The organism is Aliiroseovarius sp. S253 (assembly GCF_049800855.1).
Lineage (GTDB): Bacteria > Pseudomonadota > Alphaproteobacteria > Rhodobacterales > Rhodobacteraceae > Aliiroseovarius.
The window spans coordinates 272,724-287,087 of sequence record NZ_JBNAFW010000001.1 but is presented as its reverse complement, the minus strand read 5'-3'; the positions used below and the strand labels follow the sequence as shown (position 1 = coordinate 287,087).

The 14,364-nt window shown below is 57.4% G+C and carries 15 protein-coding genes; 8 read left to right on the top strand and 7 right to left on the bottom strand.

The genetic code is table 11. From position 1 onward, the window contains the following. Window positions 1–40: 40 nt before the first annotated feature. The 5 genes from flhA to ACP15F_RS01450 all read left to right on the top strand — a co-directional run bounded on the left by flhA (window position 41) and on the right by ACP15F_RS01450 (window position 5,135). Complete coding sequence (flhA, locus tag ACP15F_RS01470; RefSeq protein WP_424939078.1) at window positions 41–2,119, top strand: flagellar biosynthesis protein FlhA; 2,079 nt, start codon at window positions 41–43, stop codon at window positions 2,117–2,119. Further along, window positions 2,116–2,889: a flagellar biosynthetic protein FliR gene (locus ACP15F_RS01465; RefSeq protein ID WP_424939077.1), complete on the top strand. Its 774-nt coding sequence runs from the start codon at window positions 2,116–2,118 to the stop codon at window positions 2,887–2,889. Before flhA ends, ACP15F_RS01465 begins: the two co-directional genes overlap by 4 nt. After that, a complete protein-coding gene (gene flhB, locus ACP15F_RS01460) occupies window positions 2,889–3,977 on the top strand; it encodes a flagellar type III secretion system protein FlhB (RefSeq protein WP_424939076.1) in 1,089 nt (362 codons plus the stop codon). The genes ACP15F_RS01465 and flhB overlap by 1 nt, the downstream gene beginning before the upstream one ends. 1 nt (window position 3,978) lies before the next feature. Next, the gene (locus ACP15F_RS01455; RefSeq protein ID WP_424939075.1) at window positions 3,979–4,368 is read left to right on the top strand and encodes a hypothetical protein; all 390 of its coding nucleotides are present in this window, start codon (window positions 3,979–3,981) and stop codon (window positions 4,366–4,368) included. A gap of 122 nt (window positions 4,369–4,490) precedes the next feature. After that, window positions 4,491–5,135 (top strand): 50S ribosomal protein L25/general stress protein Ctc, encoded by a 645-nt coding sequence (locus ACP15F_RS01450; protein WP_424939074.1) that lies wholly within the window; start codon window positions 4,491–4,493, stop codon window positions 5,133–5,135. Window positions 5,136–5,191: 56 nt separating this feature from the next. On the opposite strand, the gene ACP15F_RS01445 is transcribed toward ACP15F_RS01450, so the two are convergent. Further along, the gene (locus ACP15F_RS01445) at window positions 5,192–5,887 is read right to left on the bottom strand and encodes an FkbM family methyltransferase (RefSeq protein ID WP_424939073.1); all 696 of its coding nucleotides are present in this window, start codon (window positions 5,885–5,887) and stop codon (window positions 5,192–5,194) included. 120 nt (window positions 5,888–6,007) lie between these two features. Here ACP15F_RS01445 and pth point away from each other — a divergent pair, with 120 nt between their 5' ends. Genes pth through ACP15F_RS01430 form a run of 3 tightly spaced genes read left to right on the top strand, consistent with a single transcriptional unit; the run spans window position 6,008 to window position 8,926 of the window. Further along, window positions 6,008–6,721 (top strand): aminoacyl-tRNA hydrolase, encoded by a 714-nt coding sequence (pth, locus tag ACP15F_RS01440; protein WP_424939072.1) that lies wholly within the window; start codon window positions 6,008–6,010, stop codon window positions 6,719–6,721. Further along, window positions 6,718–7,740, top strand: a complete 1,023-nt coding sequence (locus ACP15F_RS01435; RefSeq protein ID WP_424939071.1) for a DUF2332 domain-containing protein — start codon at window positions 6,718–6,720, stop codon at window positions 7,738–7,740. Before pth ends, ACP15F_RS01435 begins: the two co-directional genes overlap by 4 nt. 22 nt (window positions 7,741–7,762) lie before the next feature. Further along, entirely contained in the window at window positions 7,763–8,926 is a 1,164-nt protein-coding gene (locus tag ACP15F_RS01430; protein ID WP_424939070.1) for a serine hydrolase domain-containing protein, read from the top strand. A 61-nt stretch (window positions 8,927–8,987) separates the two neighbouring features. Here ACP15F_RS01430 and trpB read toward each other — a convergent pair whose 3' ends face one another. The 6 genes from trpB to ACP15F_RS01400 form a co-directional block, all read right to left on the bottom strand. After that, a complete protein-coding gene (gene trpB, locus ACP15F_RS01425) occupies window positions 8,988–10,235 on the bottom strand; it encodes a tryptophan synthase subunit beta (protein ID WP_424939069.1) in 1,248 nt (415 codons plus the stop codon). 104 nt (window positions 10,236–10,339) lie between these two features. After that, window positions 10,340–10,987, bottom strand: coding sequence for a phosphoribosylanthranilate isomerase (locus ACP15F_RS01420; RefSeq protein ID WP_424939068.1), 648 nt, complete (start codon window positions 10,985–10,987; stop codon window positions 10,340–10,342). A 5-nt stretch (window positions 10,988–10,992) separates the two neighbouring features. Then, complete coding sequence (locus ACP15F_RS01415) at window positions 10,993–11,343, bottom strand: LapA family protein (protein WP_163037772.1); 351 nt, start codon at window positions 11,341–11,343, stop codon at window positions 10,993–10,995. Window positions 11,344–11,352: 9 nt separating this feature from the next. Continuing rightward, window positions 11,353–11,634: an integration host factor subunit beta gene (gene ihfB, locus ACP15F_RS01410; RefSeq protein ID WP_424939067.1), complete on the bottom strand. Its 282-nt coding sequence runs from the start codon at window positions 11,632–11,634 to the stop codon at window positions 11,353–11,355. Between the two features lie 278 nt (window positions 11,635–11,912). Beyond that, window positions 11,913–13,598 (bottom strand): 30S ribosomal protein S1, encoded by a 1,686-nt coding sequence (gene rpsA / locus ACP15F_RS01405; RefSeq protein WP_424939066.1) that lies wholly within the window; start codon window positions 13,596–13,598, stop codon window positions 11,913–11,915. 201 nt (window positions 13,599–13,799) lie between these two features. Continuing rightward, complete coding sequence (locus ACP15F_RS01400; RefSeq protein ID WP_424939065.1) at window positions 13,800–14,336, bottom strand: hypothetical protein; 537 nt, start codon at window positions 14,334–14,336, stop codon at window positions 13,800–13,802. Between the last annotated feature and the right edge of the window lie 28 nt (window positions 14,337–14,364).

Genomic DNA, 14,364 nt, shown 5'->3' with positions numbered 1-14,364 from the left:
TCGGGGATGGTAGGTTTTTCAGCCAGGTACGTGGTCGGAAATGAAGAACATTCAAGGAGTATTTCGCCCAACAATATTGCTCGCGTTGGCTTTGATGGCCATTATCGTGATGATGATCCTGCCCATGCCCGCTTGGGTGTTGGATCTGGGCCTTGCCGCGTCCTTTGCTCTGGCTATTTTGATGTTCACGGTCACACTTTTTATCGAGCGCCCGTTAGATTTCTCGGCCTTTCCGACTGTATTGCTCGCCTCATTGATGCTCAGGCTTTCGCTGAACGTGTCATCCACCAAACTGATTATTGGAAATGGGCACACTGGCACCTCGGCGGCGGGAAGCGTGATCGAAGGATTTGCCAGTTTTGTCATGGGCGGCAGCATCCTGTTGGGATTGGTCGTCTTTTGTGTACTTCTGATCGTCAACTTCATCGTCATTACCAAAGGCGCCACTCGCATGGCCGAGGTCGGCGCCCGCTTTGCGTTGGACGGAATGCCTGGCAAACAGCTTGCCATCGACAGCGACATGTCTGCCGGTGCGATCGACCATGCCGAAGCGAAAGCGCGACGCGAGCGGGAACAGGCAGAGACAACGTTTTTCGGGTCTCTTGATGGTGCGTCGAAATTCGTTAAGGGGGATGCCGTTGCAGGGCTTCTGATCACCTTCCTGAATCTTGTCATGGGACTGATCATTGGGGTCGTGATACATGGGATGGACCTGTCTGCAGCCTTCCAAACCTACGCCATCCTGACAGTAGGGGACGGGCTGGTTACACAAATTCCGGCTGTGATCATCTCGATCGCATCGGCATTATTGTTGGCGCGCGGGGGGACCTCGGGATCGACCGATTTGGCCTTGTTCTCGCAATTTGGAAAACACCCGTCTGCCCTTGCAACTGTGGCATTCTTGATGGGTCTTTTCGGGTTGGTTCCCGGCCTGCCCTTTGTGCCGTTCATCTTGGGCGCGATTGCGTTAGGAACCGCATCTTGGTGGGCTGCGAAACAACAAGAAGCTGCTGCCGCGTCAGGCGCACAAGAACTGCAAGATGGCACCCCAGAACCGCCCAAGGAAAGCATTGGTGATATACTTGATCTGGACGATATTCATGTGGAATTCGCAGCCGATCTGGTTGCGATGGTCTTGGATCCGGCCACTGGCCTGGACGCCCGCATTTCTAGCATTCGCAATCATACCGCCAGTGCGTTTGGCTTGATCCTGCCCGAAATCCGGCTGACTGATAACGGGTCACTTCCCGCCGGAACCTATACGATTAAGATTCAGGGGGTAGAGCAAGCACGCAATCGCCTGATCCCGGACAGAGCGCTTATCATCCTCAGTGGGGATGACGCCCTTTTGCCTGAGGGTGAAGATGTCTTAGAGCCCGTCTATCAGGCACCGGCGCGCTGGATCGCGGACGGTGACCAGGAACAGGCCGCATTGGCCGGCTGCGCCGTGGTCTCGCCCACCGAAGTCCTGGCCACGCATCTATTGGAGGTGATGAAACAGAATTTCCCGCGCCTGCTTGGCCTTAAGGCGTTGCGACGGTTACTGGACGAGTTTGTCAATCTCTCTGATCCCACCCGGGCCGAGGCCAATCGCAGGCTGCTGGACGAGCTGGTGCCAGATAAAGTGCCCCTTGATCTGCTGCATTCGGTTTTGCGTCTACTGCTTGAAGAGCGTGTGTCCATCCGCAACCTTCCTGTCATTCTGGAAAGCGTTGCCGAAGCGCGGCCCGTACTGGGCACGCCCGAGGCGATCTGCGACCATGTCCGGCAACGATTGAACTTCCAGCTTCTGGGCGAGTTGAAGCGCGACGATGGGACCATCCCGCTTGTCCAACTGGCCCCAGAGTGGGAGGCCTGTTTCCAGTCCCATCAACTCGACCCGGACCGGGGCGAAGTCGCCCTCCCCCCGGAAGAGTTCAACCGCCTGGCCAACGCCGTGGCAGATAAAATCGCACGAGCAGGGGAAACCGGCATCTATCCGGCCGTCGTCACCTCGTCTCGCCGTCGCCGTTTCTTGCGTACCGTTTTGTCAGCTAAAGGAATCGCCAATCCCGTTCTTTCATTCGAAGAAATCGGGACCGAGGCCCGACCGTCGCTGGTCGGGTTGGTGCCTGCATGAACGAGCAACTCGCCCAGATCATGGCGCAGTCTCAGGCGTTTTTCATGCTGGGGTTTGTCGTGTTCTTAAGGGTCGGCGCGGCAATGGCACTTCTGCCAGCTTTTGGGGAAACCATGGTGCCCGCACGGGTGCGCTTGTTTCTAGGGCTTGCCTTTACCGTTATCGTCGCCCCCGCCGTAGCAAGCCATATCAACTCCGCAATAACAGAGGTGACAGCTCCACCATTTCTGCTGAGCGAACCGATCATCGGGCTTGGATACGGAATTGTCCTGCGACTGGCGATCATGACACTGCAGATCGCAGGCAGTATTGCGGCGCAGTCGACTTCGCTTGCGCAATTGATGGGCGGAAACAACTCGGACCCGCAACCTGCCATCGGGCATGTCCTGACAATCTCGGGGCTGGCCTTGGCCGTTATGCTTGGACTGCACGTGCGGATTGTCGAAGGGTTCATTCTGTCATATCAAGTCTTTCCAGTCGGCGAGCTGCCTAACCCACTGGGCTTTTCAGACTGGGGCATCAAGCATATTTCTCGCAGCTTCGGCTTTGCTTTTACGCTGGCGGCCCCCTTCGTCATCGTTTCCCTGCTTTACAATGTCGCACTTGGCGTCATCAACCGCGCCATGCCACAGCTGATGGTCGCCTTTGTCGGCGCACCCGCCATTACGGCAGGCGGCCTGATCCTGCTGGCCCTAACTACGCCAGTGCTTCTGCCGATCTGGCAACGCGCGTTTGAAGCGTTGTTGATTGACCCGTTCGGAGGTTGGTGATGGCCGGCGAAGACGACGACAGTAAGCAACATGAACCAACCCAGAAGAAACTGGACGACGCCCGAAAACGAGGCGAGGTCGCCCGTTCCTCTGACCTGAACACTGCGATGTCCTACCTGGTCCTGTTGCTTCTTGCATCAGCAGTGGGCGCGTCCACTATGACGGGGCTTGGGGGCGTGTTTTCCACTTTGCTCGAACGGCCTGATCAGATTGCAGAAAATGTCTTTCAGGGCCGAGGGGCCCCTGTTTTTGCTCATGCGATTATCTCGATCGCATGGCACCTGGCCCCCTGGCTTCTAGTACCCATGGTGGCGGTTCTGGGGTTGACCGTGGTGACGCGCAGTTTTGTGATCTCGCCCGAAAAGCTGATGCCAAAACTGAACCGGATTTCCCCCTTATCAAATGCAAAAAACAAATTCGGACGTTCAGGCCTTTTCGAGTTTTTCAAAAGCTTCGTGAAACTGTCGATCTACAGCATCATTCTGGGGTTTTTCATCTGGATCAACCTGCCCGACATGCTGGCGGCCCTTGCCCTGAACCCCGGCATGGTTTCGGTTCTGCTGTTGGAACTGTCGGTCGAATTCTTTGCCATTGTCCTTCTTGTGGCCATGGTCATCGGCGGCGTCGACTTCCTTTGGCAGCACCAAGAACACCTGCGCAAAAACCGCATGTCTCACAAGGAACTTATGGACGAGATCAAGCAAAACGAAGGTGATCCGCACATGAAGGGTCAACGGCGTCAGAAAGCCTATGATATCGCGACCAATCAGATGCTGCAGGATGTACCGGATGCTGATGTAATCGTCGTGAACCCGACCCACTATGCGGTTGCCTTGAAATGGTCGCGTCTGCCTGGCGAAGCGCCCATCTGCGTCGCCAAGGGGGTCGATGAGATCGCCAGCCGCATCCGCGAGATCGCGGCTGAGCATGGAGTACCGATCCACCGCGACCCACCCACCGCGCGCGCACTGCACGCAACAGTCGAGATCGGCAGTGAAGTGCCGCCCGATCAATACCAGGCTGTCGCCGCAGCGATCCGGTTTGCCGAAAACATGCGCCAACGCGCCAAGAATTCACTGAGGCGCTGATATGGCAGACCCGCTATCTCAACTTGCCGACGTGACAGCCTTACAACTGGACCGCGCTATGGCAGAGCTTTCGGATACAGCCGCAAAGGTCGCAACGCTCGAACATCAGATCGCAGTCCTGAGAACACGCCTAAATCAGCTGCCCGGACTCGACGCCGAGACAGGCCAGAATCCCGCCCTGTCCAGCGGGCATTTCGACCAATGGCAAACGCAGGCGCGGACCCGTTTAGGGCAGCTAAATACCCTGCTAGCCCAAGCCCGCGCACAGCATGAAGAGAGGATGGTGGACACCCGACTTGCCTTTGGGCGCAACACCGCCCTAAATGCCATTCGCGCGAAAAAAGCCGCAGATGAACGAGACATGCAGCGCAGACGCATGGAACACCAATAAAACCACGCCAGAACCGCACAATTCCCTTTTCAACTGGCACGATCCGGTCTATAGGCACGGCTTCACTGCGGGGCTTACACCCTTGGAGGATTCCCGCACCTATTTGATTATGGAGAAAACCAATGGCACGTGAGATTCCGAATCTTGAAGCCACGGTACGTACGGGGACAGGCAAGGGGGCCGCTCGTCAAGCTCGCCGCGAAGGCCAGGTACCGGGTATCGTATATGGTGGTGGCGCTGACCCGCTGGCCATCAACATCCCCTTCAACGAACTGTTCAAAAAGCTGAAGGCCGGTCGTTTCCTTTCGACCCTGTGGAACCTGAAGGTCGACGGTGAAGAGGATGTTCGCGTGATCTGCCGCAACGTACAGCGTGACGTTGTCAAAGATCTGCCGACCCACCTGGACCTGATGCGCCTGCGCCGCACCAGCCGGATCAGCCTGTTCATTCACGTTGAGTTCGAGAACGAAGAAGAAGCACCCGGCCTGAAGCGCGGTGGCGTTCTGACCATCGTACGTCCGGAAGTCGAACTGAACGTTCTGGCTGGCGAAATCCCTGAAAAGATCGTTGTTGATCTGACCGGTAAAGACGTCGGTGACGTGATCCACATCTCAGACGTAACTCTGCCGGAAGGCGCCAAGACTACTGTTGACCGTGACTTCGTCATCGCCAACATCTCGGCCCCCAGCTCGTTGCGTTCGTCGGATGACGGTGACGACGCCGGTGAAGAAGCTGCAGCAGAAGATGAAGTCGCTGCAGAAGAATAAGCTTTGCCTGAAAAGGTGTTGCGAAACGGGATCCTTCGGGATCCCGTTTTTTTGTGTCAGCTCGGTGGGGGGTCCAAACGCTTGAACACCATGACACTGCCACGCGTCCCCCAAGGCATAAGGCCGAACCCATTTGCGAACATGTCGCTGATCAGTTGACGCAAGCCATGAAGCCCATAGCTTTGCGGATGGATCTCCATGATGACGATGCGAACACTGGGGTACCAATGCGCCTTCGCCAGATCAGCCTCAGCCCCTTCAATATCCATGGTAACGACCGTGGGTTGCGCGATCTCTTGCAGGTCTGAGAACTTCATCGCAGGCACAGAGACCAGTTTGGACGCCTTTTTCTTCTTCTCTCCATCGACAGCGACCGATGACGCCCAGAAGCCCGGCAGGACTTCGAAGTTGACCGTATCCTCGGGATGACTGTCAGGCACAACGGCCCCGTGCAGGGCACGAAGTTCATCCAGACCGTTCTTCTCGGCGCTTTCTCCGATCGCTTTGAACATGGCCGGGCTGGCTTCCACTGTTGTTACGTTCGCGGCCCCGGTGATCCGAGCAGCCTGGAACGCGACATAGCCAGCACCCCCTCCTAGATCCAACACCCGATCCGTGGCCTCGACGTGGCGCTTGGTCGCTAGGGTTTCATTTCCTTCGTAGCTCCCTCGCGTGATCGCATCCCGGATATTGTCGTTCATACAAGCTTGTGGGATTTTTAACTTCAGGCCATCCAGTTTGAATTGCGGCATGCTGTTCTCCTTGGATGGCCGATCGCGTAGCAGCAATTGCCACGCCGGATCAGGCCAAGTAGATTACCGGAAATGATAATTTCGGGTTCCGATCCCGATGTCCAGAAGGAAAAGTGGCATATGAAACTGTTCGTCGGGCTTGGAAATCCGGGTGCTAAATACGCAGGCAATCGGCACAATATCGGCTTCATGGCCGTCGAACGCATTGCCGAAGACCATGGCTTTGCCCCTTGGCGCAGCAAGTTTCAGGGCAGTGTCAGTGAGGGAAAACTAGGATCGGAAAAAGTGATCCTTCTGCGCCCCGAAACCTTCATGAACCTGTCTGGCCAATCCGTGGGTGAGGCTATGCGTTTTTACAAACTGACGCCGGACGATATTGTGGTGTTTCACGATGAACTGGATCTTGCGCCGGGCAAATGCCGGGTGAAGACCGGAGGCGGGCATGCTGGACACAACGGGTTGCGTTCAATCCATGCACATATCGGGGCCGAGTATCACCGCGTCCGCATGGGCATCGGGCACCCGGGCAACAAAGCAGCAGTGGCTGGATTTGTACTACGTGATTTTGCCAAGGCGGATCAGGATTGGCTGGATGATGTGTTGCGTGGCTGCGCAGACGGGGCAGCGGATCTTGCGGCGGGCGACAGCGGCAAGTTCATGAACGCGATTGGACGACGTGTAAACCCGCCCCGGTCCTCGGGCGGAACCGCATCCGCAGCTCCACAGAAGGCCCAGAAAAAAGAACCGCCTCAGCCCCGACCGAAACCCGCGCAGGAGGCAGTGCAAGAAGACGCGCGCAGCCCCCTTCAGAAACTGATGGACAAGTTCTCGTGACATTGCGCGAAGCTTTCGAGGTTCAGGCAGACAACAACGCGCGGCTCGACAGCCCGTTCACCGCGCGCGTGTTGCGCATCGCAGGCGCGACGCTGAAACCGGGCACGCCCCTGACCGATCGCATGTTCGATTGGGAGGGCAATGTCGGCGCGTTCGGACAGTCCCTACCCTTACGCTTTCTTGCAGGGCTTCACGCGCTGGTTCTGACCGGTGACTGCGCCGAACTTAAGGCGATCTATCCGCCCAACCCTGCCCCCAGCGATGACCGGATCGAAGCCGCATTGCATGTGGCGCTGTCGGACCACGCCACCACACTTGACCGATGGCTTGACCTTCCGCCTCAAACCAATGAAGTCCGGCGTGCCGCAATCATGGTTGCCGCAGGTCATTGGCTGGCCGCACGCTATAACCTGCCCATGCATGTCCTCGAATTAGGGGCCAGCGCAGGACTGAACCTGATGTGGGATCAGTTTGCACTTCAGGCGGGGGAAACAAGGCTGGGCCCAACGGATGCACAGGTGCTTCTAAGCCCGGATTGGCGCGGAGATCTGCCCACGGGCACCCTGCCAACGGTGCAGTCACGGCGCGGGGTCGATCTGATGCCGATGGACATCACGGATCCTGACGACCTGTTGCGCATGTCATCTTATCTGTGGGCTGACCAACCTGAACGGCTCGCGCGCAGCCGGGCCGCGGCCTCGATCTTCTCAGCGAACGTGGATCAGGGCGACGCTGCCGATTGGCTGGACGCGCAATTAGAAGCCGTCGCGCCGGATCATCTGACCATGATCTATCACACGATCGCGTGGCAATACTTCCCCGCCGAGACCCAGAACCGCTGCTTGGCGGCCATCGAGACCGCCTCACAGCTCGGGCCCATCGCCCACCTGTCAATGGAGGCGGATGATCGAAAAGGTGAAGGCGCGGCCATCACGCTGACGCTCTGGCCCGAAGGCAAGAAGTTGACGCTTGGTCGTGTAGATTTTCATGGACGTTGGGTGGATTGGTCGGCACCTTAATCTCCGAAAACTCGGAGATCTCATGCGTACCGTTTTGAAATATCTTACCCGCACCGCGCTTGTCCTTATTGTGCTTCTGGTCCTTGTAGGCCTCTGGAAACGCGAGCAAATCACGCGGCTTTTGGCCGTGAACTCGTTATTCTCGGAAGAGAAGATCGTGGGGAACTTTTCGAACATGGAAAGCGCTTTTCTGACGCGCAGCATGACGCGGGGGAGTGCTCCGGTGACCCCGTTGCCTGAAGGGACACACTGGGTACTCGACGAGGCGGTAAACACATGGATCAAGGATCGCGCGGTAACCGGGTTGGTGGTTCTGAAAGACGGACTTCTGCGCCACGAAAGCTATTACCTTGGCACAGCGCCGGAAGATCGTCGGATCAGTTGGTCGATGGCGAAAAGCTATCTCTCGGCTTTGGTCGGAATCGTGCTGGAGCAGGGTGCCATCGCATCACTGGATGACCCAGTCGTTCAATATGCGCCCGAACTGAAAGGCAGTGCCTATGACGGGGCCAGCATTCGCAACGTTCTGAACATGGCCTCGGGTGTCGTCTTTAATGAGGACTATCTGGACTTCAACTCGGACATCAATCGCATGGGCCGTGTGTTGGCGTTGGGGCAGTCGATGGATCAGTTTGCGGCGGGGCTTCAGGACAGTTTCGCGCCTGCGGGTGAAACTTGGCAATATGTCTCGATCGACACGCATGTGATCGGAATGATCGTGCGCGGTGCCACCGGGCGTAGCATCCCCGACCTGCTTCAGGAACACGTCATCGCCCCGATGGGGCTTGAGGCTGATCCCTACTACCTGACCGACGGTTACGGTGTGGCCTTTGTCTTGGGCGGGCTGAACCTGACCACCCGCGACTATGCCCGCTTTGGCGAGATGTTCCGACAGGACGGCATGTGGAATGGCCAGCAGATTGTCCCGGCGGACTGGGTTACGGCATCGACCCGCCCGTCTGCCCCAACGACAGCGGGCAACGAGCAGTATGGGTATCAGTGGTGGATGGCCCCCGACGCGACTGAGGGCGAATATTACGCGCGCGGTATTTATGGTCAGTACATCTATATCGACAAAGCGCGCGGCGTGGTGATCACGCTAAACAGCGCGGATCGCGGGTTTCGGAGCGATGGCGTCAACGAGGGGAACATCGACATGTTCCGGCATATCGCAGCAAGCTTGTAAGGCAAACGGAAACGGGCCGCCCAAACTGGACGGCCCGGTATTCGCTTGAAAGGGACGTGGATCAGTCCGCGTCGCGCCCTTCTGTATCCGACATATCAAAGCCCAGATACTTGGCGACGGTGAAGATGTCTTTGTCGCCACGTCCGCACATGTTCATGCAAATGATGTGATCCTTGGGCAGCTTCGGCGCGATCTTCGCGACATGTGCCAGCGCGTGGCAGGGCTCTAGCGCGGGGATAATCCCCTCGGTCGAGCAACACAGTTGGAACGCGTCCAGCGCTTCCTTGTCGGTGATCGCAACATACTCTGCTCGGCCAATCTCGTGCAGCCAGCTATGCTCCGGCCCGATGCCGGGATAGTCCAAACCCGCCGAGATCGAATAGCCGTCCAAGATTTGCCCGTCATCATCCTGTAGCAGGAAGGTACGGTTACCATGCAGCACACCGGGGCGACCGCCGGTCAGCGAAGCACAATGCTCCATGTCTTCATTCACGCCCTTGCCGCCCGCTTCGACGCCAATGATGTTCACGCTGTCGTCGTCAAGGAACGGATAGAACAGGCCGATCGCGTTCGAACCGCCACCGATGGCTGCGATGATCGTGTCGGGCAGACGGCCCTCGGCCTTCTGCATCTGCTCTTTGGCTTCCTTGCCGATGATCGACTGAAAGTCACGGACCATCGCCGGATAGGGATGCGGGCCTGCCGCAGTGCCGATGCAATAGAACGTGTCGGCCACGTTCGTCACCCAGTCACGCAGCGCGTCGTTCATCGCATCTTTCAAGGTGCCACGGCCGCTTTCGACGGCCACAACCTCGGCCCCCAGCAGACGCATACGGAAAACGTTGGGGGCCTGACGCTGTACGTCATGGGCGCCCATATAGACGATGCATTTCAGACCGAACTTGGCGCAAACGGTGGCCGTGGCCACGCCGTGCTGGCCGGCACCAGTTTCTGCGATGATGCGGGTCTTGCCCATACGGCGCGCCAGAAGGATCTGACCCAGGACATTATTAATCTTGTGCGCGCCAGTGTGGTTCAGCTCGTCACGCTTCATATAGACCTTGGCACCACCCAGATGTTTGGTCAGCCCTTCAGCGAAATAAAGCGGGCTGGGACGACCGACATAGTGGGTCCAAAGATCGTTCATCTCGGCCCAGAAACTGTCGTCGGTCTTGGCCTTCTCGTACTCGGCCTCGAGATCAAGGATCAGTGGCATCAGTGTCTCGGACACAAAGCGCCCACCGAAGTCGCCAAACCGACCCTTGTCATCAGGACCGTTCATAAAGCTGTTAAAAAGATCGTTGGCCATGGTGCCCCCCGCTCTGCGCATTTCACACCTGCATAGATTGGGGGGGCGTGGTTTTCCAGCGGTTTTTAAGCCGGCTAGGCTTCCATTACGCCAAGCGCACAGGGCTAGACCTTGGCGGCCAGCGCATTGGACACGAAGGCGCGCATCAAGGCGGGATCTTTCACACCAGGAGCACTTTCTACGCCCGAGGACACATCGACTTGCTTGGCCCCGGTCAAGCGGATCGCCTCGGCCACGTTGTCAGGGGTCAGACCACCGGCTAGCATCCACGGGCAGGGCCAGTATTTGCGCTGCACCAGACGCCAATCAAAGGGGACGCCATTGCCACCGGGTAGATCCGCACCCTTAGGAGCCTTGGCGTCGATCAGAAGCTGATCTGCAGCTCCGGCATACCGCTCAATCTGGGCGACATCCTCGGGACCGGAAATGCCGATGGCCTTGATGACTGGCAAACCAAAGCGTGCCTTGACCTCGGCCACGCGCTCTGGACTTTCCGAACCATGCAGCTGGATCATGTCGGTGGTTGTGCCGTTTACGATTTCTTCGATCCCGGCATTGTCCATGTTCACCACCAGCGCGACCTTAGCCACGCCCATGGGAACGTCGAGCATCAGCGCGGCCGCCTGCGCGACTGTGACCGAGCGTGGGCTTTTCGGGAAGAAATTGAACCCTATATAGCGCGCGCCAGCCTCGACCGCAGCCGCAAGCTGGGCGGGGTCTTTCAGCCCGCAAATCTTAACTGAAATGCTCATCTTCTTTAGCTGGTCTTGTCCAGCAAGGCCAAGACATCGTCACCAGTACGGGCCTTGGGTTCACGCAGGGTTTTCACCTCACGCGCAAGTTGGTCACGTTCGCGACGGTTGCGCGCACCTTCTGCGCGCAGCTTATGTTCACGCAGCCATTCCCAAACAAAGCCGATCAGGATCCCCGCCACGACGCTGCCAAAGATAATCACGAATAGCGGAAGTGAGATGGACCAGCTCCACCCCAAGAAACCCGACAGTTCGCCGGGCAAGATATTCAACGTCACACTGCCGCGATTGGCCAGTGCCACCGTGATCAACACAACACCAAGTGCCGCCAGAAAGGCGTAACGGATATACCGCATTTGGACCTCTTATTTGCCGTTCAGTCGATCCCGCAAAAGCTTGCCGGTCTTGAAAAACGGAACGTGCTTTTCTTCGACCTCGACCGACTCACCCGTGCGCGGGTTACGTCCGATACGAGCATCTCTTTTCTTCACCGAAAATGCGCCAAAGCCGCGCAGTTCGACCCGATCACCACGGGACATGGCTTCAATGATCTCTTCGAAAATGGTGTTCACAATGCGCTCAACGTCACGCTGATAGAGGTGCGGGTTTTCATCCGCGATCTTCTGGATCAGTTCAGACCGGATCATTCTGGTCCCCCCAAATTGGTCTATCTAATGGATTTTGCATCCTTATTCTGTCGAAGTATAGGAGCAAACCAAGCCCGTGCATACAAGTCTTAGGTTATAACTTGGGGGAAATTAAACGGATTTAAGCCGTTTTCCGTGCGAAAATTCCCATGCTGCAAATGCACATCGTTTCCGGTTCTGGAAGCACTGACCAAGCAAAAGCCTGATTCGCCCTGCTTCAAAACAAAACGGCCCCACGCATCGCGCAGGGCCGTTCCTGAATTTTCAAGCGTTAGGACTTAGTCCTGCTTCAGAGCGGCGCCCAGGATATCACCCAGCGATGCACCCGAATCCGACGAACCATACTGTTCTACGGCTTCTTTCTCTTCTGCGATTTCGCGGGCTTTGATCGACAGGCCCAGACGACGCGACTTCGAGTCGACGTTGGTCACGCGAACGTCCAGCTTGTCACTAACCTGGAAACGCTCAGGGCGCTGTTCAGAGCGGTCACGCGACAGGTCCGAACGACGGATGAAGGATTTCATGCCTTCAAACTCGACTTCGATACCGCCATCTTCGATTGCAGTCACTTCAACAGTGATGATCGAGCCACGCTTCACGCCGCCAACGGCTTCTGCGAAGGGGTCACCGTCCAGGGCTTTGATCGACAGCGAGATACGCTCTTTGTCGGTGTCAACTTCCGAAACAACGGCTTTGACAACGTCGCCCTTCTTGAAGTTCTGGATGGCTTCTTCGCCACGCTCGTCCCACGAGATGTCCGACAGGTGAACCATGCCGTCGATTTCGCCGTCGAGACCAATGAACAGACCGAATTCGGTGATGTTCTTGACTTCGCCTTCGACCTCGGTGCCCTCGGGGTGCGTTTCTGCAAACACTTCCCACGGGTTGCGCATGGTCTGCTTCAGACCCAGAGAAACGCGACGCTTGGCGCCGTCGATTTCCAGAACCATGACTTCGACTTCTTGCGAGGTCGAAACGATCTTGCCGGGGTGTACGTTCTTCTTGGTCCACGACATTTCCGAAACGTGTACCAGACCTTCGACACCTGGCTCCAGCTCGACGAATGCACCGTAGTCGGTGATGTTGGTCACGCGGCCAGTGTGCACCGATTCCAGCGGGTACTTGGCAGCAACCAGATCCCACGGATCGTCTTGCAGCTGCTTCATGCCCAGGCTGATGCGGTGGGTTTCTTTGTTGATCTTGATGACCTGAACCTTGATGGTTTCGCCGATCGTCAGGATCTCAGAAGGATGGTTTACACGGCGCCATGCCATGTCGGTGACGTGCAGCAGGCCGTCAACACCGCCGAGGTCAACGAACGCACCGTATTCGGTGATGTTCTTGACAACGCCGTCAACTGCTTGGCCTTCCGACAGGTTGCCGATGACTTCGGCACGCTGCTCGGCACGCGATTCTTCCAGGATAGCGCGACGCGAAACAACGATGTTGCCACGGCGACGGTCCATTTTCAGGATCTGGAACGGCTGCTTCAGACCCATCAGCGGGCCAGCGTCACGTACGGGGCGCACGTCAACTTGCGAACCGGGCAGGAATGCTACGGCGCCGCCAAGGTCGACAGTGAAGCCGCCTTTGACGCGACCGAAGATCGCGCCTTCGACGCGTGCATCGTCTGCGTATGCTTTTTCCAGGCGGTCCCATGCTTCTTCACGGCGGGCCATCTCACGCGAGATAACAGCTTCGCCGCGGGCGTTTTCAGCCGCGCGCAGGTAGACTTCCACTTCGTCGCCAACGGCGATTTCAGGGGCTTCACCCGGGTTTGCGAATTCTTTCAGATCAACGCGGCCTTCCATTTTATAGCCGACGTCGATGATGGCTTGGCCAGCTTCAACAGCGATGACTTTACCTTTGACAACAGAACCCTCATCGGGCGTGTCCATTTCGAAGCTTTCATTAAGGAGGGCTTCGAATTCCTCCATGGTTGCGTTAGCCATGTGGCGTTTCATTCCTTTACAGTCATTTTTACGGGCCGAGCGGTTGTCTCCGCCGGTCTTGGATTTCCCAATTTGGTCAACAGGTTAGACGCAAAACAAAGAGGGCCGAAGCCTCGGCCCTGCTCGTTTTTCCCTGTGTCGCGGCAATTGCACCTTGTCGACAGGGCGGGATTTACGGGGATTCTGCCTGTAAATCAAGGGCATTCCGCGTGACTACAGCGGGATGCCTTTCTTCTGAAGCTGCTCGATCAGCTCTTTCTGCAGCGTGTTACTGTCGCCTCCGCCAAACTGAACACTGCCGCCCGTGAAGGCAGAGCCAAAGCTCTGAGCAGCCACAACGGTCTGGGTCAGGCCCGACACGAACTGCCGCGTTTCAAGGGGAGACAGCGGGTGAATAAAGACCGACCAGATCTGCCCGCCCGCCACCGCGTATCGCGCATCCAACACCGCGTCGAAATTGGCCTGCAACATCCGCTGCATTAGCGCTTCATCCATTGCGCCCGCGGGTCCGATCCGCACCATCGCGCGCATCCGATCCGCCGCCGGGTCGGTGATCACCACCAAAGGAACGCCCGCGATGACCAACTGAAACCCATTCCCCTGCGGCTCCAACTCGGGATCAATCGCGGCCAAAATCCGCCCGATCCGCTCGTATGTCATGGGAGGCTCGCCCTGCTCTTGCGCAAGCGCGGGCAAATGGCTCGCAATGGCCAGCATCATGGCAAGGATCAGGGTTTTTACACTGCGCATCAAGGCACCTCCGTCTGCGTCCAGCATA

Excerpts from the sequence above, each read along its gene's own strand:
- ACP15F_RS01400 (WP_424939065.1), bottom strand. The coding sequence starts at position 14,336 with ATGCGCAGTGTAAAAACCCTGATCCTTGCCATGATGCTGGCCATTGCG.
- ihfB (WP_424939067.1), bottom strand. The coding sequence starts at position 11,634 with ATGATCCGGTCTGAACTGATCCAGAAGATCGCGGATGAAAACCCGCAC.
- rpsA (WP_424939066.1), bottom strand. The coding sequence starts at position 13,598 with ATGAAACGCCACATGGCTAACGCAACCATGGAGGAATTCGAAGCCCTC.
- ACP15F_RS01430 (WP_424939070.1), top strand. The coding sequence starts at position 7,763 with ATGCGTACCGTTTTGAAATATCTTACCCGCACCGCGCTTGTCCTTATT.
- trpB (WP_424939069.1), bottom strand. The coding sequence starts at position 10,235 with ATGGCCAACGATCTTTTTAACAGCTTTATGAACGGTCCTGATGACAAG.
- ACP15F_RS01445 (WP_424939073.1), bottom strand. The coding sequence starts at position 5,887 with ATGCCGCAATTCAAACTGGATGGCCTGAAGTTAAAAATCCCACAAGCT.
- pth (WP_424939072.1), top strand. The coding sequence starts at position 6,008 with ATGAAACTGTTCGTCGGGCTTGGAAATCCGGGTGCTAAATACGCAGGC.
- ACP15F_RS01455 (WP_424939075.1), top strand. The coding sequence starts at position 3,979 with ATGGCAGACCCGCTATCTCAACTTGCCGACGTGACAGCCTTACAACTG.
- ACP15F_RS01450 (WP_424939074.1), top strand. The coding sequence starts at position 4,491 with ATGGCACGTGAGATTCCGAATCTTGAAGCCACGGTACGTACGGGGACA.
- flhA (WP_424939078.1), top strand. The coding sequence starts at position 41 with ATGAAGAACATTCAAGGAGTATTTCGCCCAACAATATTGCTCGCGTTG.
- ACP15F_RS01415 (WP_163037772.1), bottom strand. The coding sequence starts at position 11,343 with ATGCGGTATATCCGTTACGCCTTTCTGGCGGCACTTGGTGTTGTGTTG.
- ACP15F_RS01465 (WP_424939077.1), top strand. The coding sequence starts at position 2,116 with ATGAACGAGCAACTCGCCCAGATCATGGCGCAGTCTCAGGCGTTTTTC.
- flhB (WP_424939076.1), top strand. The coding sequence starts at position 2,889 with ATGGCCGGCGAAGACGACGACAGTAAGCAACATGAACCAACCCAGAAG.
- ACP15F_RS01420 (WP_424939068.1), bottom strand. The coding sequence starts at position 10,987 with ATGAGCATTTCAGTTAAGATTTGCGGGCTGAAAGACCCCGCCCAGCTT.